The sequence below is a fragment of the Micrococcaceae bacterium Sec5.8 genome (genome assembly GCA_039636775.1).
Taxonomy (GTDB): Bacteria; Actinomycetota; Actinomycetes; order Actinomycetales; family Micrococcaceae; genus Arthrobacter.
This window is the reverse complement of the sequence record CP143429.1, coordinates 1,386,018-1,407,479: the sequence shown is the minus strand read 5'-3', so window position 1 is coordinate 1,407,479 and position 21,462 is coordinate 1,386,018. Positions and strand designations below refer to the sequence as shown.

Below are 21,462 nucleotides of genomic sequence, written 5' to 3'. Positions count from 1 at the left end.
AGGCAGCTACCCCGGAATCAGACGTTGCCTGCTGCGCGGGCAGGGCTCAGGTAGAAGGTGAGGCGGAACTTACCGATCTGGACCTCGTTACCGGACCTCAGTTCAACGCTGTCGACGCGGTCGTTGTTGACGTAGGTACCGTTCAAGCTTCCGGTGTCCACCACCTCGAAGCTGCGCGCTGTGCGTCGGAATTCCACGTGCCGGCGTGAGACCGTCACGTCATCGAGGAAGATATCGGCGTCCGGGTGCCGGCCCGCCGTCGTAACGTCCGTATCAAGCAGGAAGCGCGCCCCCGCGTTGGGGCCGCTGTGCGCCACCAGCAGGGCCGAGCCGAACGGCAACGCCTCAACAGCGGCCCGCTCTTCGGCGGCCAGCTTCGGGGCGATGCTGGGTTCCTCGCGGATCGGGGTGAGGTTGATCGATGTGGTCTCCGAAGCCTTCACTCCACCCGCGCCATAGCCGTCACCGGTGTTGTCCCGTTCGTGCCCAAACATTGATTCCTCCATTCGCTGCAGGTGTCCCGCCTGCAAACAACGCATGCCGTCCGGAAAAGCCGTGCCAATCCGGAATCAGCCCTTCTCCGGGGCGTTGCGGGGCTGGTTTCCCAGCACCGGTCCCAACGACCCCGGCCTAAAGAGGCTTTGCATTAGCCTACCTGTTGTTCGTACTCCGATGCACTGAGGAGCGACTCGATCGCGTCGGCTTCCGCCAGCTTGATTTCCATGAGCCAGCCTTCGCCGTAGGGATCGGAATTGATGAGGGCCGAATCGGTGTCCAGGGATTCGTTGCGGGTCACGACTTCACCGGACACCGGCGCGTAGATGTCACTGACACTCTTGGTGGATTCGACCTCACCGATGACGTCATTTGCCTTGACCGTCGTGCCGGGCTCGGGCATCTGTGCATAGACGACGTCGCCCAGGGCATCCTGGGCAAAGTCGGTGATGCCCACGCGCACCACGCCGTCGGCGTCCGGGGAGGACACCCACTCGTGCTCCGCGGTGTAGGACAGCTCTTCGGGAATGATGCTCATGATGGGCCTTTCATCGGGTCAATCACCAATTGCGACGGCGGTCACGTGAACTCTCCGCCGCTGAAAGTATAGGCATATCCGTCCGGCCCGGTCAGGTCTCTGACATGATGGGGCCATGACGGAACAAGCCGGTACCGGCTAGCCATGCCTGAGCTTCCCGAAGTCGCAGCCCTGACGGACTTTTTAGCCGGCCAGCTGCTCGGCGCGGCGGTTACGAACGTCCAAATCGCCTCCTTCGCGGTGCTCAAGACGGCGGATCCCCCCTTCACCGGACTTGCGGGCCGGACCGTGACGGGGGTACGGCGGTTCGGCAAGTTTGTCAGCCTCGACACGGACGGGCTGCATTTTGTCTTCCATTTGGCGAGGGCGGGCTGGGTCCGCTTCACCAGCACACCCAACGACACGCCCCTGAAAATGGGTAAAGGGCACATTGCTGCGCGGCTGCTGTTCTCCGGCGGTTCCGGTCCGCTGGGCCTGGACCTGACCGAGGCCGGCACAAAGAAGGGTTTGGCCATCTACGTGGTCCGGGACCCGGGCGAGGTCCCCGGAATTGCAGCGTTGGGGCCGGATCCGTTCAGTCCCGGGTTCGACGTCGGCGCCCTGGCCGGGATCCTGGCGGCCAGTTCACAGCAAATCAAGGGCGTCCTGCGCAGCCAGAGCGTGATAGCCGGCATCGGTAATGCCTATAGCGACGAAATTCTGCACGCTGCGCGCATTTCTCCCTTCGCCCTCGCCAAGTCACTCGACGGGGAGGCTGTGCAACGGCTGTATGACGCCATCCACGGCATTCTTGGAACGGCTCTGCAGGAAGCGGGCGGCAAGCCCCCCACGGAACTCAAGGACACGAAGCGAAGCAACATGCGGGTCCATGGCAGGACAGGCGAGGCTTGCCCTGTTTGCGGGGACACCGTCCGCGAGGTCTCCTTCGCGGACACGGCCCTGCAATACTGCCCGCACTGCCAGACGCACGGGAAAATACTGGCCGACCGGCGGACGTCCCGCTTTTTGAAGTAAGCGTCCGTCGGAAGTGGGCGCACCGTCCCGGCCGCTCCTGACAACAGAAAAACCCCGCCATTCCCTCATCAGGAATGGCGGGGTTCTTTCTGTTGGTCGGGCTGACAGGATTTGAACCTGCGACCCCTTGACCCCCAGTCAAGTGCGCTACCAAGCTGCGCTACAGCCCGTTGGTTCCGCCGTTCTCCGCTCGCAATGTCATGTCCTTGAGTGTGTCAAGTAATGTCATCTGAGCAGTCCGGCCGAACCACCTCCAAAAGCTTACACGATTCCGGAGGGTGCCCGGAACACTCTCACCCTCTCACGGGCAAGGCGTGCCGGAATTACCGCTTCTTGCCGCGCTTTTCACGCACGCGCATGTTGACCTCGATCGGCGTGCCCTCGAACCCGAAGGTTTCGCGGAGCCGTCGGGTGATGAAGCGTCGGTAGCCCGGGTCCAGGAACCCGGTGGTGAAGAGTACGAACTTCGGCGGACGGCTCGATGCCTGCGTGCCGAAGAGGATGCGGGGCTGCTTTCCACCGCGGACCGGGTGGGGGTGTGCGGCCACCAGTTCGCCGAGGAAGGCGTTGAGCCGGCCGGTGGCAATGCGCTTGTCCCAGCTTTCCAGCGCGGTGTCCAAGGCGGGAACGAGCCGGTCCTTGTGCCAGCCTGTTTTCGCCGAGATGTTAACCCTCGGAGCCCACGCCACGTGGGCGAGGTCCTGTTCGATCTCACGCTCGAGGTAGCTGCGCCGTTCATCGTCCAGCAGGTCCCACTTGTTGAACGCCAGGACCAGGGCACGGCCGGATTCGATGGCCAGCTGCAGGATCCGGACGTCCTGCTCGCTGAGCACTTCATCCACCGCGAGAAGCACGACGGCGACCTCAGCCTTCTCGAGGGCGCTCTGCGTCCGCAGCGAGGCGTAGAAATCGGCGCCCTGAGCCATGTGCTGGCGGCGGCGGATGCCGGCGGTATCCACGAAACGCCAGGTACGCTCGCCGAGTTCGATGAATTCATCGACCGGGTCGCGCGTGGTGCCTGCGGTGTTGTCCACAACAACCCGCTCGGAACCGGCCAGCTTGTTCAGCAGCGAGGACTTACCCACGTTCGGACGCCCAATCAGGGCGATGCGGCGCGGACCGCCGGAGCGCTCCAGGCCTTCGATGGTGGAGTACTCGGGCAGGGTGTCCATGACGTGGTCCAGGAGGTCGGCAACGCCCCGGCCGTGCAGTGCGGAGACCGGGTACGGTTCGCCGAAGCCGAGGCCCCAGAGCCGTGCCGAGTCGGCTTCCTGCGCGAAGTCATCGACCTTGTTGGCCACCATGATGACCGGTTTCTTGGACTTGCGGAGCATCTTCACGACGGCTTCGTCAGTGGCGGTGGCGCCAACGGCGGAGTCGACGACGAACAGCACGGCGTCCGCGAGTTCCACGGCCATCTCGGCCTGTTCGGCGACCCGGGCGTGGATGCCACGGGCGTCGTGCTCCCAGCCGCCGGTGTCGACGACCGTGAAGTTCCGCCCGTTCCAGGTGGCCGAGTACATGACACGGTCGCGTGTAACGCCGGGGGTGTCTTCGACCACGGCTTCGCGGCGGCCGAGGATACGGTTCACCAGGGTGGACTTGCCCACGTTGGGGCGGCCAATGATGGCCAGGACCGGGTCCAGTTTGACCGGGCCGTCGAAGTCTTCGTCGTCGTACTCGCCACTGAGGAGGGCGGCATCCTCATCATCGAGTTCGTAATCGTCCAGGCCGGCCCGAAGGGAGGCCGCGCGGAGCTCAGCTTCCTCATCGTCCAGGGCGGCGAGGTTCTCGGCCACCTGGTCCGTGCCGGTGGGCGTGTATTCGTCTTCGCCGGCGCCAGACGGGCCGGAGTTTTGAGTCGTATCGCTCATTGCACTTTCCTTATGGGGTGATCTGCCGGCGTCCCGGCTACTGCTTCATGACGTTCTTGCGGGGAATCCGCGTCGGGCAAAGGCTGCCCGGTTTTGTGGATCGAATCCTGGACGTGGTGTGCCAGCGCGGCCCGGATCTCAGTTCCGGCCCTGTCCATTGAAACACGGCCCGTCTCGCCGGGCCTGCGGCTGACATTGAGGGCACCGCCGAAGCTGACATGCAGCCGGCGGCGGAACCGCGGCACGGCGTCGAGGTGTTCGCCGCCGGTTCGGGTACCGAGAATGGCCACGGGGACCACGGTCGCCCCGGAGTTCAGGGCGAGCCAGGCGACGCCATTGTTGATGGCGGCGGCTTCTCCGCTCCCCCGGGTGCCTTCGGGGAGAATGCCAACGCACCGTCCGGCGTCGAGCACGCTCTTGGCCGTAAGCAGGGCGGCCCGGCCGCCGGCGCGGTCCACGGCCAGCTGGCCGGAGGCCTGCAGCACCCGGCCCAGGAAGCCAGCGAACATTTCCTTCTTGACCAGGATGTGCATGGCTCGCGGGGACGCCCCGAACATCACCGGTCCGTCCAGAAAGCTGATGTGGTTGCCGGCGAAGATCACCGGGCCCGTCGCCGGCACATTCGACCGCCCGGTGACCGCGGTCCGGTAGAGGACATGGTCCAGGAGCCAGCCGACGGGCCGGCTCCAGGCCATGGTCCAGCGGGCCGGCACCCGGGCCGGTGCCGGCGAGGGAGCCTGGAGCGGTTGACGCTGCCGGGCCTCAGTCACGGTGGAGCGCTTCGTGGTTGACGATGCGGGAAACAATGCTGAGGGCGGCGTCGACGGTCCCGGCGAAATCGAGGTCCGAGGAGTCCAGCGTCACCACGCCGTCGGCGGCCCGGGTGAAGTTCACCACAGTGGAGTCCTTGGCGTCCCGGGCCGTGACCTGGGCCGCGAGCTGTTCGGCGTTCTGGCTGCCCCCGAGCTGAATGCCCCGCCGGCGCAGGCGCGCCTCCTCGCTAGCTGTCAGCAGCATCCGCACTTCGGCGGAAGGGGCGACGACGGTGGTGATGTCCCGCCCTTCGACCACCATGCGGTGGTGATGCTTCTCGATCAGCTCACGCTGCCGGCGGATCAGTTCGGTGCGGGCGCCAAGGGTGGTGGCGACAGCGCTGACGGCGGCCGAGATCGATGGTTCCCGGATGGCGTCGGTGATATCGGTGCCGCCGACCCGGACGAATTCTTCCTGCGGGCTCGTGCTGATCTGCAGCGGGAAAGTCCTGGAGGCTGCCTCGACGGCGGCGCCGTCGTCCAGGTCCGTGCCGGCGTCCAGGCAAAACCAGGTCAGGGCCCGGTACATGGCGCCGGTGTCGAGGTAGGCCAGTTTGAGCCGGCGTGCCACCTCTTTGCTGACGCTGGACTTGCCCGAACCGGACGGCCCGTCGATGGCCACGACGAGGCTCTTTCCGGGGCGGAGGACGTCCACGGAAGAGATAAGTTCCTGGGTCATTACTGGAGTACCCGCCATCCGCGGTCGTTGAGAGCTTCGATAAGGAGTTCGTGCTTGCTGGGCAGGACGGAGATTTCCACCATGCCCACGTTCTGTCCTGAGGAGTGGTCCAGGCGGAGGTCCTCCAGGTTGACGCCGATTTCGCCGATCTCGGTCAGGAGCCTGGCGATTTGTCCGGGCGTGTCATCCACCAGGACGGTCAGCCAGGAGTAGGCCTGCGGGGGTCCGCCGTGCTTGCCCGGGATGCGGGACTGGCCGGCGTTGCCTTCGCTGATCAACTGGGCGAGATCCAACCGGGCGCCGGGGGCTGTCGGGTTTTCCAGGGTGCCGATGACCCGGTTGAGGTCCTCGCGCACACCGTGCAGGATCTCCACCACCTTGTCCGCATTCGCGCCGAGGATCTGCACCCATAAGGTGGGATCACTTGCCGCGATCCGGGTGACGTCCCGCAGCCCGTTGCCGGCGAGGGACAGCGCATGCAGGGGCGTGGCCTGCAGCCTGCTGGCCACAAGCGAGGACACCACCTGCGGCACATGTGAGACCAGCGCTACCGCCGCATCGTGTTCCTCGGCCCCGAAATCGGAGACGACGGCGCCGAGGTCTCCGGCCAGCGCACGTGCTGCCTGCACGGCCTGGGGCAGCGTCTCCTCCGCGGGGCAAAGGACCCACGGCATGGAGGTGAACAGTTCACCGCGGGCAGCCACGGGGCCGGACTTCTCCCGGCCGGCCATCGGGTGGGTGCCGACGTAGCGGCTGAGGTCGGCACCGCTGGCACGGAGCTCGGCCAGGATGCCGGCTTTCACGCTGGCGATGTCCACGACCGTTGCTTCGGGATAGTCCGCAAGGGCGCGCTGCACCACGGCAGCCGTGACGTCCGGCGGCGCAGCGACGACCACAAGTTCGGGCCGTTCGCCGTCAAGGCGCGCCAAAGGCAGGCCGGCGCCGATATCAACGGCCACAGCCTGGTTGGTGGGCGAGGGGTCGGAGAGGAACACTGCCACTCCGCGGCCCCGCAGCCCCAGCCCGATGCTGGTGCCAAGGAGCCCGGTCCCCACGACCACCACCGGACCGCTGAGGTGGCCGCGGCCGTGGGTGCGAAAGGCCGACACGCCTACAGCCCTACGGATGCCAGCAGATGGCCGACTTCCTGCTTGCCGAGGTTTCGGATGCTGCCTTGGCGCTGGTCGCCCAGGCCGATGGGACCAACCTTGACCCGGACCAGGCGGAGCACGGGGAAACCGACGGCATCAAAAAGACGCCGTACGATCCGGTTTTTCCCGGAGTGCAGTACTACCTCGATCAGCACATGTCCCGGGGTGGAGTCGACGAGTTTGAAGGAATCCACCGAGGCGATGCCGTCTTCGAGCTCGACGCCGGCCTTGAGCTCGGCACCGATGCCCTGCGGGAAGGGCCCGCGGACCTGCACGAGGTAGGTCTTGGGGACTTCGTACGAGGGATGGGTCAGGCGGTTGGCGAGCTCGCCGTCGTTCGTCAGGAGCAGCAGGCCCTCGGTGGCGACGTCGAGACGGCCGACGTGGAAGAGGCGTTCGCCGTGGTGGTTGCGGACGAAGTCACTGACGCAGGGACGTCCGTCCGGGTCCTCCATGGTCGAAACAACGCCCTTGGGCTTGTTGAACACCATGTAGACCATGTTTTCGTCGAGCTGGATGCGCAGGCCGTCCACATGGATCACGGCGGTCTTCGGGTCGACGCGGACGCCGAGTTCGGTAACCACCTGGCCGTCGACCTCCACACGGCCTTCCGCGATCATCTCCTCACAGACGCGCCGTGACGCGACGCCGGCCGAGGCCATGACTTTTTGCAGGCGGGTGCCGTCCTGGTCGTGAACCTCGGACTGGGGCACGTCGGCGCGGGGTCCGCGCTTACGGGCCGGCTTGCGCACCGGTCCGAGATTCTGGCCGAAGCGTTCGCTGCCGAAGGCGCGGGGCCCAGCGGACTTAGCGGCGCCCGTGCGCGGCTTGGGTTTGAGGGCGCCGGGGGTACCGGGGGCCTTGCCGGAACCGGGCTTGCGGGCGGCGGCCTTGCGGGCGGCTTCCTTGCCGGAAGGGGCCTTGGACCTCCAGTCCCCGGAGGCCGGACGGCCGGCCGCGGCGGCACCGTCGGGGCCCTGCAGGTCAGGGTCGATGAAGGCCTCTTCGCGCGGTTTGGGCCGCTTGAAGGGGCGGTCACTGCCGCCCTTGAAGCCGGCTCCGCCGCTGCGGTATCCGCCGCCCTGCGCGCTGCGGCCTGAGCCCTGCGCCGAATTTTGTCCGGCACTGTTGCGTCCCGAACTGTTACGTGGTGAACCCTGGCGTCCCGCCTGTGTCATGACCCGTCCTTCGTTATTGGCCTGCGGCCGCTGTCTCCCGACAACACCCGCCGGCTGGGGCAAAAAGCTTCTGCCCCGGTGGATTCCGTGCGCAGGCAGTAGTTCCTGCCTACATTCTTGCTGCGTCATAAAACTCTTCGATGCCCTCCAGCCCCGGAAGATGGGGGGAAAGTTGCGGCAAGTCCGCTACCGAGCCGATTCCCATCCGCTCCAGGAAATGCGGCGTCGTCCGGTACAGGAGGGCCCCGGATTCGGGATCCGTTCCCGAATCCTCGATCAACCCCCGCTGTGTCAGCGTCCGAACGACAGAGTCAACGTTGACTCCTCGAATTGCAGACACCCGCGCCCGTGAAACGGGCTGGCGGTAAGCGATGACGGCGAGCGTTTCAAGCGCCGCCTGCGTCAGCCTGGCACTCTGTCCCTCCAGCACGAACCTGCCGACGATGTCGGCAAAATCAGCGCGCGAGTAAATCCGCCAGCCTCCGGCGATATTCCGCAATTCAAAACCCCGGGGGGTGGAGGTGAAACCGATGAAACTGGCGTCGTCCACAGCCGGGGCATTAACAGTATAGCCGTTATACTCCCGTTGCAGGTCCGCCAGCAGTGCTTCGACGGCGTCGACGGTCACGTCCAGTCCTGCGGCGAGCTCGGTCGCGGTTGCCGGCTGATCGATGACCATCAGGACAGCCTCAAGGGCCGCACGGGCGCCGCCCGGGAGGGTCTCCGCACCGGGACCCCTGGATTCTGCCGGATCGGATCCGGCGCGGGCGGGGGCATCGGTCATGGCTGTTCTCCGTATTCTTCGCTCACGTGTTCGCTGCTCCAGGCCCCGGCTGTGGTGGTCCACCGCACTGTCAGGTCCCCCAGCGGGAGCAATTGCTCGAACGAAACCGCATGGTCCCGGAACAGCTCCAGCAACGCCAGGAAGCGTGCCACCACGACGAGGGTGGATTCGGCGTCCGCGACCAGGGCCCGGAAAGTCAGCGGGGAGCCGCGCCGCAGCCGGCGGCCCAGCAGTTCTGCCTGTTCCTTGACGCTGACGGGGCTGCCGTGCAGGTGGGCCAGGCCCACCTCGGTGGGCGCCGCCTCTTTCGGCCGGAGCGCTGCCTCGGCCAGGGCCGCAAACTGCCGGGGGGTGTGCCGCCAGAGCAGTTCCGGCAGCAGCGCTGCAAAATGTCCCTCCAGTGCCACCTGGCGCGGATATCGATCGGCCTCACGTTCGAGGGTGGAACCGAGCATGCCAGCCACCTGCTTGAACGCCTTGTACTGCAGGAGCCGGGCGAAAAGCAGGTCCCGGGCCTCCAGCAACGCGATGTCGTCCTCGTCCTCAACGTCACCGGCCGGCAGCAGCCGGGCTGCTTTGAGGTCGAGCAGGGTGGCCGCGATGACGAGGAACTCGCTGGCTTCATCGAGGGCCCATTCCGCACCGAGGCTCTGCAGGCCCTTGGTGTATTTGATGAACTCGTCGGTGACGGTGGACAGTGCCACTTCCGTGATGTCCAGCTGGTGTTTGGAAATCAAGCCCAGCAGAAGGTCGAACGGGCCGGTGAAGTTGGCCAGCCGGACCTCGAAACCCGGTTTCCTGCCGGCCGGAGCGAGCTCCGCCGCCGGAGTGCCTGTTTCTGCCACGGTCCTGACTAGGGTGCGCCGCCGCGCGAAATGAGCTCTTTGGCCAGGTTCCGGTACGCGTCGGCGCCGATGTGGTTGCCGGCGTAGCTGGTGATGGGCTCTGCGGCGACGGTGGCATCCGCGAACTTGATGGACCGTTTGATAACGGTTTCAAAGACCTTGTCGCCGAAGGCCTCCACGAGCCGGGAGATGACCTCGCGGCTGTGCAGGGTGCGGGCGTCGTACATGGTGGCAAGGACGCCATCGACCTGGAGCCGCGGGTTGAGCCGGTCCTGGACCTTATCGATGGTCTCCACCAGCAGGGCGACCGCGCGCAAGGCAAAGAATTCGCAAATCAGCGGGATGATGACGCCATGGGAGGCCGTCAGCGCGTTGACGGTCAACAACCCCAGCGAAGGCTGGCAGTCGATCAGGACGACGTCGTAGTCATCCTCGACTTTCTTCAGCGCCCGGTCCAGCACCTGTTCGCGTGCGACTTCGTTGACAAGCTGGACTTCCGCGGCGGAGAGGTCGATATTGGCCGGAAGCAGGTCCAGGTTCTCGACGCCGGTCTTGTGGATGGCGTCCCGGATGTCCACTTTGCGGTCCATCAGCACGTTGTAGACCGTGAGGTCCAGTTCGTGTGGGTTGATGCCGAGCCCGGCGGACAAAGCCCCCTGCGGGTCGAAGTCCACTACCAGCACACGGCGGCCAAATTCCGCCAGCGCGGCGGCCAGGTTAATGGTGGAGGTGGTTTTCCCCACCCCGCCCTTCTGGTTCACCATGGCGATAACCCGCGCCGGGCCGTGGGACGACAGTGGCGTGGGCTCCGGAAACTCGCGGTGAGGGCGCCCCGTGGGGCCCATGACGGCGTCTTCCAGATCGAGTCCGGTGCCTTCCAGAGTTGCTGAACCCTGTTCGCTGCTCACGTATCTATCCACACTTTCGATGACGGTGATGGTGGTGCTTGTAGCGCTCCGCTGAAGATCCAGCATGGAGCTTATTCCTCCCAAGGTTACAGCTCCCGACACGGTAATCCACGAACCTTGACAGCGGCTCTTGCCTGAGCCTCAACCCTCTGGTAGAAGTCTAACGTTCCGACCGCGGCACGGAAAACCGCCCGGAGGCCTTGCGGCGTCCGGGCGGTCCGGTGCGGTCCGGAGCGGCTCAGGCGTTGGCCAGAACCGGCTGCTTGGGCGCTGCTTCCTCGCCAATCTCACCGTGGCCGGCGATCATGGTCTGCTCGTTGAAGGGCTCGTTGCCGGAGAGGACTCGCTCGACCTGTCCGCCGTCGATCTCCTTGACCCACGTGCCGATCAGCACGGTGGCCACGGCGTTGCCGGTGAAGTTCGTCAAGGCCCGGGCTTCGGACATGAAGCGGTCGATGCCCACGATCATGCCCACGCCGCCCAGGAGCTGGGGCGCATGCGCCTGGAGTCCGGCGGCCAGCGTGGCCAGGCCGGCGCCGGTGACGCCGGCGGCACCCTTGGAAGCAATGATCATGAAGATCAGCAGCGACACCTGCGCACCGAGGTCCAGCGGGGTGCCCATGGCGTTGGCGACAAACAGTGAAGCCATTGTCAGGTAAATCGCGGTGCCGTCCAGGTTGAAGGAGTAGCCGGTGGGGACCGTGACACCAACAACGGGCTTGGACACGCCGAGGTGTTCCATTTTCGCGATCAGGCGGGGCAGCGCAGCTTCGGAGGATGAGGTGGAGAAGATCAGCAGGTACTCGCGGCCCAGGTACTTCATCAGCCGGAAGATGTTGACGCCGGCGACAATCTTGAGCAGGCCGCCGAGGATCACGACGATGAAGAGGGCGCAGGTGATGTAGAAAGCAATCATCAAGGTGGCCATGCTGAAGATGGCCTGCACGCCCGTGGCGCCGACGACGGCGGCGATCGCACCGAAGGCGCCGACCGGGGCCAGCCACATGATCATGACCAAAATGCGGAACACGAGGGCCTGGGCGTACCCGATGGTTTTGAGGATGGGAGCGCCCTGTTTGCCCATCTGCTGGAGGGCGAAGCCCACCAGCAGAGCGGCGAGCAGCGTCGGCAGGACCGGGATGTCGCCCGGGATGATGCCCAGCAGGAAGTCGACCGTGCTGTCGGTGGCCGCCTTTTTGTTCGGGTCATAGGGTGCGAGCTTGAGGCCCTCGCCCGGGTGGATCAGGTTACCAACGACCAGGCCGATGGCCAGCGCGAAGGTGGACATCACCATGAAGTACCCGAGGGCCAGGCCGCCGACCTTGCCCACAGTGGCCGCCTTGGCGATGGAACCGATGCCCAGGACGATGGTGCAGAAAATAACCGGGCCGATCATCATTTTGATGAGTTTGATGAATCCGTCACCCAGCGGCTTCAGGGACTTGCCGACCTCCGGGAACATCAGCCCGACGAGGGCGCCCAGGACGACGGCCACGATGACCGCGATGTAGAGATAATGGGACTTGTCGAGCCTCTTGCGCTTCTTGACCGGCGTCGCGACCTTTGCCGCTGACTCTCCTCGTTGAGAGGTCATGGTGTTCTCCTTGGATAGGCTGGACGTTGGTGCGGCACCGGCTGTGGGCCCATCGCGTCCGTTCTGCGTGTTCCACCATCATTGGGGATTCAGTGACGCGCATCACCGTTGCGTTCATATTGGTCATGGAGGGTGTTGATGATCCACCGCTGGAGCATCGCCAGGCGGCTCTTCGTGGCGCATCTGCTGTTTATCCTCAGCTTGACGGCCGTCGTCGGCACGGCCACTTTTGTCGATGCACGCGACCATGCCTACGACGAAGCCGGCCGCAGGATGGCCGCCGTCGCGACGGCGGTGGCGGACAACCCGCTGGTGCTGGACGCGGCGAGCGCTGCAGATCCTGCTGCCTTGCTCCAGCCGTATGCCTTGAAGGTGATGGCGGACGCCGACGCTGATTTCATCACGATCATGGCACCGGACCGCACCCGGTGGACGCATCCCCGTGAAGAGGAACTGGGCCGGCCGTACATTGGTTCGATCGACGCCGCACTGCAGGGCCAGGTGTTTACCGAGATCATGGCCGGCACTCTGGGCCCCTCCGTGCGGACCATCGCTCCGGTCAAGGACGCCGAGGGCACGGTGCGGGCGCTGGTGGCGGCGGGCGTAACCGTCCGCACCGTGGACGTTGCCGTCTCCGGCCGGCTGCCGGCTCTCATCGCGATTGCGCTGGCCCTGCTGGCCGGCGGATCGGTGGCGTCCTGGCTGTTGGGGCGGTATTTGCGCCGGGTCACGCGCGGCTGGGGCCCCGAGCAGCTCGCCCAGCTCTTCGCGTATTACGAATCGGTGCTCCACTCCGTGCGGGAGGGCGTCATTCTCATTGATCCCAAGGGCAAGGTTGTCATGTACAACGACCAGGCCGCGGAGTTGTTGGAACTTCCGCCGGGCGCGTCCGACGCCGGCGGCGCGTCCGAGGGCGGCGGGCGGGACGCGCCGTCGCTCGCTGAGCTCCCCCTGGCACCCAGCCTGAGGGAGCTGTTCGAGTCCGGCCGGACCACGCTGGACGAGATCCACCTGACCGGCCCGCGGATCCTCGTGGTGAACCAGGGTCCCGCCATCGGACCCCGTTCCGCCGGCGGACGGACCAGCCCGGCCGTTTACGGGACTGTAGCCACCATCCGCGACCGCACGGAAATCGAATCCCTGGGCAGCGAGCTGGAGACCATGCGCACCCTCTCCGATGCCCTGCGCGCCCAGACCCACGAGCACGCCAACCGGCTCCACACGATCGTGTCGCTGATGGAGCTCGGACGCGGCACGGAAGCACTGGCGTTCGCCACCCAGGACCTGGAGCTGAGCCAGCGGCTGACCGATGACCTGGTGAGCTCCCTGGACGAACCCGTGCTGGGAGCCCTCATCATGGGCAAAGCCGCCGAGGCCCATGAGCGGGGCGTCGAACTGACGCTCAACACCGTGGGGAACGGCACCGGAGAACCGGCTGTGACCGGTTTGGCCGTGCAGGACCTCGTGGCGATCCTGGGCAACCTGCTGGACAACGCGATTGACGCCGCCGCCGAGTCGCCGGCTCCGAAACTCGTGGAACTCACCGTGGAGGCGGGCGCGGAGTCCCTGGACATCACGGTGGAGGACAGCGGACCGGGCATTGATCCGCAGGCCGTGGAGGCCATTTTCCGGCACGGTTTCAGCACCAAAACACCGGGGCCCTTCGGGCGGGGGCTCGGCCTTGCCCTGGTCCGGCAGGCGGTCCAGCGGCTGGGCGGTACCATGACAATCACGAGCCCGGCCGGGGCCCTGTTCCGCGTCACACTGCCGGCGCCGCCGGCAGTGTCGCCGGCTGCATCGCCGGCGACAGTGACCACAGAGGGACAGCAATGAGCGAGATCCGTGTACTCGTCGTCGAAGACGAGCCCATCGCTGCGGCGGCCCACGCCGCCTACATCGGCCGGCTGGAGGGGTTTGTCCTGGCCGGCTCGGCTCCGGACGGCCAGTCCGCTCTCCGCCTCATGACGGACTTCGCGGCCGCTGGCACTCCGGTGGAGCTGGTGCTGCTGGATATGAATCTGCCGGACCTGCACGGGCTCGACATCGCACGGCGCATGCGTGCTGCCGGGCTGTTCGCGGACATCATCGCCATCACCGCCGTCCGGGAACTGACGATTGTCCGCAGCGCCGTGGCCACCGGCGTCGTCCAGTACCTGATCAAGCCGTTTACGTTTGCCACGTTCGCGGACAAGCTCACCAGTTACCGGCTCTTCCGGCAGCAACTGGCCTCCCCCGCCGCGGGACCGGCAGGTCCCGGCGCCTCTCAGAGCGACGTGGACCAGGCATTTGCCAGCCTGCGGGCTCCGTCTGAGCTGCCGCTGCCCAAGGGGCTCTCCGCGTCCACGCTGGACTCCGTGCAGGACTTTTTGAAGCGCCAGTCCGGCGCGGTGTCGGCCAGCGAGGTAATGGAGGCACTGGGCATGTCCCGGGTGACCGCCCGGCGCTACCTCGAATACCTCGCCGACGCCGGCACTGTGTCCCGGATGGCACGCTACGGCGCGCCCGGGCGGCCGGAAAACGAATACCGCTGGACCCGGCCGGGGGCATAGGGACCCTGCCGCCGACTCCCCCGCCGTCGGGATGCCAACGCAGCGCCCTGCTAGGGCATCATCGGCTGTGACGGCCGCAGGGCCCCGAGGAGCTGGTCTATGACGCCGGCATCCTCAATGGTTGAGGGCACGACGTAGTCGTCGCCGTCGGCAATCTGGCGCATGGTCTTGCGCAGGATTTTGCCCGAGCGGGTCTTCGGCAAGGCCTCCACCACGGTGACGTGCTTGAAGTCCGCGACGGCGCCAATGTCGCGCCGGACCAGGGCAATCAGATCCTTGACGAGGATCTCTTCGGGCACATCCACGCCGGACTTCAGGACCACGTAGCCGCTGGGACGCTGGCCCTTGAGCGGGTCCGCAAGCCCGATCACGGCGCACTCGGCCACGGCCGGGTGCTGGCCAATCACTTGTTCCATGGCTCCGGTGGAGAGCCGGTGCCCGGCGACGTTGATGATGTCATCCGTGCGGCCCATGACGAAGAGGTACCCGTCCGCATCCCGGTAGCCGGAGTCTCCCGTGGCGTAGTACCCCTCAAACGCCTGCAGGTACGAGGAAATGTAGCGCTCGTCGTTGCCCCACAAGGTGGTCAGCGTGCCGGGGGGCAGCGGAAGCGCCAGGACGATGTTGCCCTCCGTCCCGGCCTCAACGTCTTCCCCCGATCCGTCGACAATGTTGAGCTTGAAGCCGGGCATCGGGACACTGGGCGAGCCCGCTTTGACCGGCAGCCCGTCCAAACCACGCGGGTTGGCGCAGATGGCCCAGCCGGTCTCGGTCTGCCACCAGTGGTCCACCACGGGGACGTTCAGGATCCGGGAGGCCCAGTGGAAGGTGTCGGTGTCCAGCCGTTCGCCGGCCGCAAAAAGGGTCCGCAGACTGGAAATGTCGTAGTTCCCCAGCAGCTCGGCCTCCGGGTCGGCCTTCCGGATGGCCCGCAGGGCAGTGGGGGCGGTGAACAGCACGTTGACCTTGTGGTCCTGGATGACGCGCCAGAAGGCGCCGGCGTCGGGGGTGCCCACCGGCTTGCCCTCGTAGAGGACGGTGGTGGCGCCGGCCAGCAGCGGGCCGTACACGATGTAGGAGTGCCCCACCACCCAGCCGACGTCGGAGGCAGTCCACATCACGTCGCCGGGGCCGATGTCATAGATGTTTTCGAGGGTCCAGCTGAGCGCCACTGCGTGGCCGCCGTTGTCCCGGACCACGCCCTTGGGCGTGCCGGTGGTTCCGGAGGTGTAGAGAATGTACAGCGGGTCGGTGGCCTGGACATCCACCGGGGCGGCCGGGGCGGCGGTGGCCATTGCGCAGTCCCAGTCGAGCCAGCCGGCGTGGTCGGCCGCGGAGGAGAGGAAACCCTCCCGGCTTTTGACCAGGACCGGGGTTTCCGGCACCCCGGCCAGGCCCAGGGCTTCCGCGACGGCGGGAAGGTACTCGATCCGGCGCGAGGGCTCGATTCCCCCGGAGGCCGTGACCACCGCTGCGGGCGCCGCGTCACGGATCCGTGCGGCGAGTTCCTTGGGGGCGAATCCGCCGAATACGACGGAGTGGACAGCACCGAGCCGGGCCGTGGCGAGCATGGCGATGGCCGCCTCGGGGATCATCGGCATATAGATGACGACGCGGTCGCCCTTGCCCACGCCCTGGCTGCGCAGGACCCCGGCGAACCGGGCCACGAGGTCCGTCAGCTCGGCGTAGCTGAATCGTTGCTGCGTGCCCAGCATGGCGGAGTCGTAGATGAGGGCGTCCTGCCCGCCGCGCCCCTCCTCGACGTGCCGGTCCAGCGCGTTGTAGGAGGTGTTGAGTATGCCGTCGGGAAACCAGTTGTACAGCGGCGCCCTGCCGGAATCCAGCGCTTGCTGCGGCGGCGTAGTCCAGGAGACCTTGTCCGCGGCTTCCAGCCAGAATGCTTCGGGCGTAGCCAGGCTGCGTGCGTAGCTGTCCTGGTAGTTCTTGGTAACCATGAAGATGAGTCCCGTCCACGACGATGTGATGGAGCTCATGGTAGTCCCGGCGGTACGTCCAAGACAAGACGTCTGTATACATGAATGCGGCAATTCCGCTTCCAGTCCGGATATAGTGGGCAAATGTTGCGGCCGTGTATACACTGGACAACGTCACCCACCAAAGGAGTTCGGATGCGCGCCAGCGACAAGGCCTACGCGGCCCTGCGCGAGGACATAATCGAGTGGCGCCTCCTGCCCGGGACTGTTCTCGCGGAAGTAGAGCAGTCCGAACGGCTGGGCATCTCCCGCACCCCGCTGCGGGAGGCCCTGAGCCGGCTCACCGCGGAGGGCCTGACGACGACGGCGGGCGGCCGCGGCGTCGTCGTCACCGATATCTCACTGGAGGACATCGACGAACTGTTCGAACTGCGCGAAACCCTCGAGGGCAAAGCCGCGGCCCTGGCGGCCGAACGCGGCGACGCCGTCACGTTCGAACAGCTCCGCGACGAGCTGCGCCGGGCCCCCGCGCTGATCAGCGGCGATGACCCCGCCCGGCATGAGTACTACTCTCTGGTGGGTCGACTGGACGCCGCCATTGACGCCGCCATCAAGAACTCCTATCTCGCCCAGGCGATGCGCGGCCTGCGTGTCCACCTGGTCCGGGTCCGGCGGTTGGCGGCGGACGACGCCGAACGGCTCACAGCTGCCGCCGCCGAGCACGCCGCCATTGCCGAGGCGATCGCCGCCGGAAACCCGCGCCTCGCCGAGGCCGCCACCACCCTTCATCTGCACCGCAGTCTGTCCCATGTCAAAGCCACCCACGAACCCCACTAACGAAGGAGCATCATGGTCAAGGAACACCACGTCCGCGTTTACAAGAGCGAGGAAAACCTGCCCCGCGAGGACCAGCTCGCGTTCAAGATCGCCACGGTGGCCGCGGATCCCGTCGCCGTCTCCGACGAGGTCACCGACATGGTGATCAACCGGGTGATCGACAACGCCTCCGTCGCCATCGCCTCACTGAACCGGGCACCGATCGTCGCCGCCCGCGCCCAGGCCCTGACCCACGGCCCCACCACCGGCGGCAAGGGTTCGAAAGTCTTCGGCATCGAAGAGCGCGTCGCGCCCGAATGGGCAGCCTGGGCCAACGGCGTCGCCGTCCGCGAACTCGACTACCATGACACGTTCCTCGCCGCGGAATACTCCCACCCCGGCGACAACATCCCGCCGATCCTCGCCGTAGCCCAGCACGTCGGCTCCACCGGCCGGGACCTGATCCGCGGGATCGCCACCGGCTACGAGATCCAGGTCAACCTGGTCAAGGCCATCTGCCTGCACAAGCACAAGATCGACCATGTGGCGCACCTGGGCCCCTCCGCCGCCGCCGGCATCGGCACCCTGCTGGGACTCGACGTCGAGACCATCTTCCAGTCCGTCGGCCAGGGGTTGCACACCACCACCGCCACCCGGCAGTCCCGCAAGGGTGAGATCTCCACCTGGAAGGCACACGCGCCCGCGTTCGCCGGCAAAATGGCCGTCGAGGCCGCGGATCGTGCCATGCGCGGCCAGACCTCCCCAGTACCGATCTACGAGGGCGAAGACGGCGTCATCGCGTGGATGCTTGACGGCCCGGATGCCTCTTACACCGTGCCGCTGCCGACGCCGGGCGAGGCCAAGCGGGCCATCCTGGACACCTACACCAAGGAACATTCCGCCGAATACCAGGCCCAGGCGTGGATCGATCTGGCCCGCAAGCTCCACGGCGGGCACCCGGAGGTTACCGACCCGGCCAACGTGGAATCCGTGCTCATCAAGACCAGCCATCACACGCACTATGTGATTGGTTCCGGCGCCAATGACCCGCAGAAGTACAGCCCCACTGCGAGCCGCGAAACGCTGGACCACTCCATCCCGTACATTTTCACGGTGGCTCTGCAGGACGGCGCCTGGCACCACGTGGATTCCTACGCCCCGGAGCGCGCGGCCCGCCCGGACACCGTGGAACTCTGGCACAAGGTCACCACCGTCGAGGATCCGGAATGGACCCGCCGGTACCACTCCCTGGACATCGCCGAGAAGGCCTTTGGCGGCACCGTGGTGATCACCCTCAAGGACGGCACGGTCATCACCGATGAGATCGCCGTCGCCGACGCGCACCCGCTGGGCGCCCGGCCGTTCGCACGGGAACAGTACGTGCACAAGTTCCGCACCCTCGCCGCCGGCGTTGTCGACGAAGCGGAGATTGAACGCTTCCTGGCCGCCGCCGCACGCCTGCCCGAACTGGCCGCCGGTGAGTTGGACCAGCTGAACATCCGGGCTGCCGACGGCGTGATCGACCTGGCAGCAGCACCGAAGGGACTCTTCTAATGCTGTATTCGAAAGTCACCGCCGAGCAGAAGCGGATCACGTTCCGCGAGCTTCTGGCGTCCGGGACCATCCAGCAGTTCCCGGGCGCATTCAACCCGCTCTCGGCGCGGCTGATCGAGGAAAAGGGCTTCGCCGGGGTCTACATCTCCGGTGCCGTGCTGGCCAACGATCTGGGCCTGCCGGACATCGGGCTGACCACGCTCACCGAGGTGGCCACCCGTGCCGGGCAGATCGCCCGCATGACCGATCTGCCGAGCATCGTTGACGCCGACACCGGCTTTGGTGAGCCGATGAATGTGGCCCGTTCTGTGCAGGAACTCGAGAACGCAGGCCTCGCCGGCTGCCACATCGAAGACCAGTTCAATCCCAAGCGCTGCGGTCACCTCGACGGGAAGAACGTCGTGGACCTGGACACCGCCACCAAGCGGATCCGGGCCGCGGCCGACGCCCGGCGGGACCCGAACTTCCTGATCATGGCCCGGACCGATATCCGTGCCACCGACGGGCTCAAGGCCGCGCAGGACCGCGCAGTGGCTCTCGTTGAGGCCGGGGCTGACGCCATCTTCCCGGAAGCCATGAAGGATCTTAGCGAGTTCCAGGCCATCCGGGACGCCGTCGACGTGCCGATCCTGGCCAATATGACCGAGTTTGGCCAGAGTGCCTTGTTCACGGTGGAGCAACTCGCCGGCGTCGGCGTCAACATGGTCATCTATCCGGTGACCTTGCTCCGTAGTGCCATGGGCGCTGCGGAGCGTACGCTGGAGACGATTAAGGCTGACGGTACCCAGGAGGCCCAGGTCGGGAACATGCTGACCCGGGCGCGTTTGTATGACCTCGTCGACTACGAGGCTTACAACAGCTTCGACACCGGGGTCTTCAATTTCCAGATCCCCGGCCACTAAGCCCCGCATCGGACTTCCGGCTCCGGCCGGTTCGACAGGCGACAGGAACAAAGGAGTTTCAGCAATGGCTGAACAAGACATCAAAAAGGGCCTCGCCGGCGTCGTGGTGGACTACACCGCGGTCTCCAAGGTGAACCCCGACACCAATTCACTGCTCTACCGCGGCTACCCTGTGCAGGAGCTGGCCGCCAAGTGCAGTTTCGAGGAAGTCGCCTACCTGCTCTGGAACGGTGAGCTGCCGACTCCCGGACAGCTGGCGGAGTTTACGGCCCGGGAACGCGCCGGGCGGGCTTTGGATCCTGTCATCAAGCAGGTCATCGATGCGCTGCCCACCACCGCGCACCCGATGGACGTCTGCCGGACTGCGGCTTCCGTGATGGGCGCCCGGCACCCGCTGGCCGAGGACTCCTCGCGCGAGGCCAACATGGCAAAGGCCGTGGATCTGTTTGCCGCGATGCCGGCGGTGGTCTCCTATGACCAGCGCCGCCGTCACGGTGAGGAGGTCGTTGCTCCCCGGGAGGACCTGGATTACTCCGCGAACTTCCTGTGGATGGCTTTCGGCGAAGAGCCTGTACAGGAGGTCGTGGAGGCTTTCAACGTCTCGATGATCCTTTACGCCGAGCACTCCTTCAACGCCTCGACGTTCACGGCCCGTGTGATCACCTCGACCCTGTCGGACCTGCATTCGGCCGTGACCGGGGCGATCGGCGCACTGAAGGGCCCGCTGCACGGCGGCGCGAATGAGGCCGTCATGCACACGTTCGACGAGATCGGCATCCGCCCTGAGGAGTCCCTGGACGAGGCAGCCACCCGCGCGAAAGCCTGGATGGAAGATGCCCTGGCCAAGAAGAAAAAGGTCATGGGCTTCGGCCACCGGGTCTACAAGCACGGCGACTCCCGGGTACCCACCATGAAGGCCGCCCTGGACAAGATGATTGCGCACTACGGCCGGCCGGAATTGCTGGGGCTGTACAACGGTCTGGAGTCGGCGATGGACGAGGCCAAGTCGATCAAGCCGAACCTGGATTACCCCGCCGGTCCCACGTACCACCTCATGGGCTTCGACACCCCCACCTTCACGCCCCTGTTCGTCGCCAGCCGCATCACCGGCTGGACGGCGCACATCATGGAGCAGCTGGACTCGAACTCACTCATTCGTCCCTTGAGCGAGTACAACGGCGTTGAGGAACGGCACCTGCAGTAGGGCGCGAACACCTGGTGAGCGCCGACCAGCCACACGGCGGCGCGCCGACGATGAACGGCCGGTCACCCTCGGGTGACCGGCCGTTCATCGTCGGCTCCTAGTTCTGCATCTCCAGGCTGAGGATCATGGCCTTGAGCTTCCGATACTCGGGTGTCAGCAGGTAGGCCTTCGCCTCGGCCATCGAGTTGAAGATGGGATCATCGTGCCGGGGGCTTTGGGAGGCCCGGTCCGCAAAGGACAGCGTGCCCTGGGGCGCGCCGGCCACGAAGGAGTACATCAGGCAGGTGTCCTGCAGCTGGCCGCTGACGTTGTCGACCAGCCCAATCTGGTAGTCGAAAGCGCCGCCGTCGGCCTGCAGATCGAGCACCCGATAGGAAAACCGCACACCCGCCGCGGTTGCCCACGGGTTGTCCAGGACGGGGGCCGTGTCCAACTCGGTCATCGGGTACGGGCCCGGGCCGCAGGCGCCGCCGACCCCGCCGGCCCCGCCGGCTCTGCCGTGGTTGAGCTCGGCAACCTGCATCCTGGCTTCGTTAAACACAACAATGGTGGTTCCCGGAGAACCGGCGGTCCGGGCTGCGGACTCTTCCACCGTCCAGCCGTCGGGCAGGGCGAAGGAGGCTCCGGCTGA

At 66.2% G+C, this 21,462-nt stretch carries 20 protein-coding genes and 1 tRNA gene; 7 read left to right on the top strand and 14 right to left on the bottom strand.

The genetic code is table 11. The features are described from left to right. Positions 1-17 precede the first annotated feature (17 nt). Positions 18-494, bottom strand: coding sequence for an FHA domain-containing protein (locus VUN84_06455; GenBank protein ID XAS65292.1), 477 nt, complete (start codon positions 492-494; stop codon positions 18-20). 152 nt (positions 495-646) lie between these two features. Continuing rightward, a complete protein-coding gene (gene gcvH / locus VUN84_06450) occupies positions 647-1,033 on the bottom strand; it encodes a glycine cleavage system protein GcvH (protein ID XAS65291.1) in 387 nt (128 codons plus the stop codon). A gap of 144 nt (positions 1,034-1,177) precedes the next feature. Here gcvH and VUN84_06445 point away from each other — a divergent pair, with 144 nt between their 5' ends. Next, positions 1,178-2,047 carry a DNA-formamidopyrimidine glycosylase family protein gene (locus VUN84_06445; protein XAS65290.1) on the top strand — a complete coding sequence of 290 codons (870 nt, stop codon included), beginning with the start codon at positions 1,178-1,180 and terminating at the stop codon, positions 2,045-2,047. A 93-nt stretch (positions 2,048-2,140) separates the two neighbouring features. On the opposite strand, the gene VUN84_06440 is transcribed toward VUN84_06445, so the two are convergent. The 10 genes from VUN84_06440 to VUN84_06395 all read right to left on the bottom strand — a co-directional run bounded on the left by VUN84_06440 (position 2,141) and on the right by VUN84_06395 (position 11,872). After that, positions 2,141-2,217, bottom strand: a tRNA-Pro gene (locus VUN84_06440). Between the two features lie 153 nt (positions 2,218-2,370). Continuing rightward, entirely contained in the window at positions 2,371-3,921 is a 1,551-nt protein-coding gene (gene der, locus VUN84_06435) for a ribosome biogenesis GTPase Der (protein ID XAS65289.1), read from the bottom strand. Then, positions 3,918-4,616, bottom strand: a complete 699-nt coding sequence (locus VUN84_06430) for a lysophospholipid acyltransferase family protein (protein XAS65780.1) — start codon at positions 4,614-4,616, stop codon at positions 3,918-3,920. Before VUN84_06430 ends, der begins: the two co-directional genes overlap by 4 nt. 67 nt (positions 4,617-4,683) lie before the next feature. Then, positions 4,684-5,412: a (d)CMP kinase gene (gene cmk, locus VUN84_06425; protein XAS65288.1), complete on the bottom strand. Its 729-nt coding sequence runs from the start codon at positions 5,410-5,412 to the stop codon at positions 4,684-4,686. Beyond that, the gene (locus VUN84_06420) at positions 5,412-6,521 is read right to left on the bottom strand and encodes a prephenate dehydrogenase (GenBank protein ID XAS65287.1); all 1,110 of its coding nucleotides are present in this window, start codon (positions 6,519-6,521) and stop codon (positions 5,412-5,414) included. Before VUN84_06420 ends, cmk begins: the two co-directional genes overlap by 1 nt. A 2-nt stretch (positions 6,522-6,523) precedes the next feature. Further along, the gene (locus VUN84_06415; GenBank protein XAS65286.1) at positions 6,524-7,741 is read right to left on the bottom strand and encodes a pseudouridine synthase; all 1,218 of its coding nucleotides are present in this window, start codon (positions 7,739-7,741) and stop codon (positions 6,524-6,526) included. 109 nt (positions 7,742-7,850) lie between these two features. After that, positions 7,851-8,525: an SMC-Scp complex subunit ScpB gene (locus tag VUN84_06410; GenBank protein XAS65285.1), complete on the bottom strand. Its 675-nt coding sequence runs from the start codon at positions 8,523-8,525 to the stop codon at positions 7,851-7,853. Then, positions 8,522-9,370 carry a ScpA family protein gene (locus tag VUN84_06405; protein XAS65284.1) on the bottom strand — a complete coding sequence of 283 codons (849 nt, stop codon included), beginning with the start codon at positions 9,368-9,370 and terminating at the stop codon, positions 8,522-8,524. The genes VUN84_06410 and VUN84_06405 overlap by 4 nt, the downstream gene beginning before the upstream one ends. A gap of 8 nt (positions 9,371-9,378) precedes the next feature. Further along, complete coding sequence (locus VUN84_06400; GenBank protein XAS65779.1) at positions 9,379-10,278, bottom strand: AAA family ATPase; 900 nt, start codon at positions 10,276-10,278, stop codon at positions 9,379-9,381. Between the two features lie 238 nt (positions 10,279-10,516). Further along, positions 10,517-11,872, bottom strand: coding sequence for a cation:dicarboxylase symporter family transporter (locus VUN84_06395; protein XAS65283.1), 1,356 nt, complete (start codon positions 11,870-11,872; stop codon positions 10,517-10,519). Between the two features lie 138 nt (positions 11,873-12,010). Between VUN84_06395 and VUN84_06390 the strand changes: the two genes are divergently transcribed. Beyond that, entirely contained in the window at positions 12,011-13,705 is a 1,695-nt protein-coding gene (locus VUN84_06390; GenBank protein ID XAS65282.1) for a sensor histidine kinase, read from the top strand. After that, positions 13,702-14,421 (top strand): response regulator, encoded by a 720-nt coding sequence (locus VUN84_06385; GenBank protein ID XAS65281.1) that lies wholly within the window; start codon positions 13,702-13,704, stop codon positions 14,419-14,421. The genes VUN84_06390 and VUN84_06385 overlap by 4 nt, the downstream gene beginning before the upstream one ends. A gap of 50 nt (positions 14,422-14,471) precedes the next feature. On the opposite strand, the gene VUN84_06380 is transcribed toward VUN84_06385, so the two are convergent. Continuing rightward, the gene (locus VUN84_06380; protein ID XAS65778.1) at positions 14,472-16,376 is read right to left on the bottom strand and encodes an AMP-binding protein; all 1,905 of its coding nucleotides are present in this window, start codon (positions 16,374-16,376) and stop codon (positions 14,472-14,474) included. A 174-nt stretch (positions 16,377-16,550) separates the two neighbouring features. On the opposite strand from VUN84_06380, the gene VUN84_06375 reads away from it, so the two are divergent. From VUN84_06375 to VUN84_06360, 4 genes are all read left to right on the top strand, one after another. Beyond that, positions 16,551-17,192, top strand: coding sequence for a GntR family transcriptional regulator (locus tag VUN84_06375; protein ID XAS65280.1), 642 nt, complete (start codon positions 16,551-16,553; stop codon positions 17,190-17,192). Between the two features lie 12 nt (positions 17,193-17,204). After that, complete coding sequence (locus tag VUN84_06370) at positions 17,205-18,725, top strand: MmgE/PrpD family protein (protein ID XAS65279.1); 1,521 nt, start codon at positions 17,205-17,207, stop codon at positions 18,723-18,725. Beyond that, positions 18,725-19,627, top strand: a complete 903-nt coding sequence (gene prpB, locus VUN84_06365; GenBank protein XAS65278.1) for a methylisocitrate lyase — start codon at positions 18,725-18,727, stop codon at positions 19,625-19,627. The genes VUN84_06370 and prpB overlap by 1 nt, the downstream gene beginning before the upstream one ends. 64 nt (positions 19,628-19,691) lie before the next feature. Then, positions 19,692-20,831 (top strand): bifunctional 2-methylcitrate synthase/citrate synthase, encoded by a 1,140-nt coding sequence (locus VUN84_06360; GenBank protein ID XAS65277.1) that lies wholly within the window; start codon positions 19,692-19,694, stop codon positions 20,829-20,831. 97 nt (positions 20,832-20,928) lie between these two features. On the opposite strand, the gene VUN84_06355 is transcribed toward VUN84_06360, so the two are convergent. After that, positions 20,929-21,423 carry a hypothetical protein gene (locus VUN84_06355; GenBank protein ID XAS65276.1) on the bottom strand — a complete coding sequence of 165 codons (495 nt, stop codon included), beginning with the start codon at positions 21,421-21,423 and terminating at the stop codon, positions 20,929-20,931. Between the last annotated feature and the right edge of the window lie 39 nt (positions 21,424-21,462).

What these genes read in the sequence shown, in the direction of transcription:
- VUN84_06455 (XAS65292.1), bottom strand. Translation starts at nt 494, where the DNA reads ATGTTTGGGCACGAACGGGACAACACCGGTGACGGCTATGGCGCGGGT.
- gcvH (XAS65291.1), bottom strand. Translation starts at nt 1,033, where the DNA reads ATGAGCATCATTCCCGAAGAGCTGTCCTACACCGCGGAGCACGAGTGG.
- VUN84_06445 (XAS65290.1), top strand. Translation starts at nt 1,178, where the DNA reads ATGCCTGAGCTTCCCGAAGTCGCAGCCCTGACGGACTTTTTAGCCGGC.
- der (XAS65289.1), bottom strand. Translation starts at nt 3,921, where the DNA reads ATGAGCGATACGACTCAAAACTCCGGCCCGTCTGGCGCCGGCGAAGAC.
- VUN84_06430 (XAS65780.1), bottom strand. Translation starts at nt 4,616, where the DNA reads ATGGCCTGGAGCCGGCCCGTCGGCTGGCTCCTGGACCATGTCCTCTAC.
- cmk (XAS65288.1), bottom strand. Translation starts at nt 5,412, where the DNA reads ATGACCCAGGAACTTATCTCTTCCGTGGACGTCCTCCGCCCCGGAAAG.
- VUN84_06415 (XAS65286.1), bottom strand. Translation starts at nt 7,741, where the DNA reads ATGACACAGGCGGGACGCCAGGGTTCACCACGTAACAGTTCGGGACGC.
- VUN84_06410 (XAS65285.1), bottom strand. Translation starts at nt 8,525, where the DNA reads ATGACCGATGCCCCCGCCCGCGCCGGATCCGATCCGGCAGAATCCAGG.
- VUN84_06395 (XAS65283.1), bottom strand. Translation starts at nt 11,872, where the DNA reads ATGACCTCTCAACGAGGAGAGTCAGCGGCAAAGGTCGCGACGCCGGTC.
- VUN84_06390 (XAS65282.1), top strand. Translation starts at nt 12,011, where the DNA reads ATGATCCACCGCTGGAGCATCGCCAGGCGGCTCTTCGTGGCGCATCTG.
- VUN84_06385 (XAS65281.1), top strand. Translation starts at nt 13,702, where the DNA reads ATGAGCGAGATCCGTGTACTCGTCGTCGAAGACGAGCCCATCGCTGCG.
- VUN84_06380 (XAS65778.1), bottom strand. Translation starts at nt 16,376, where the DNA reads ATGGTTACCAAGAACTACCAGGACAGCTACGCACGCAGCCTGGCTACG.
- VUN84_06375 (XAS65280.1), top strand. Translation starts at nt 16,551, where the DNA reads ATGCGCGCCAGCGACAAGGCCTACGCGGCCCTGCGCGAGGACATAATC.
- VUN84_06370 (XAS65279.1), top strand. Translation starts at nt 17,205, where the DNA reads ATGGTCAAGGAACACCACGTCCGCGTTTACAAGAGCGAGGAAAACCTG.
- prpB (XAS65278.1), top strand. Translation starts at nt 18,725, where the DNA reads ATGCTGTATTCGAAAGTCACCGCCGAGCAGAAGCGGATCACGTTCCGC.
- VUN84_06360 (XAS65277.1), top strand. Translation starts at nt 19,692, where the DNA reads ATGGCTGAACAAGACATCAAAAAGGGCCTCGCCGGCGTCGTGGTGGAC.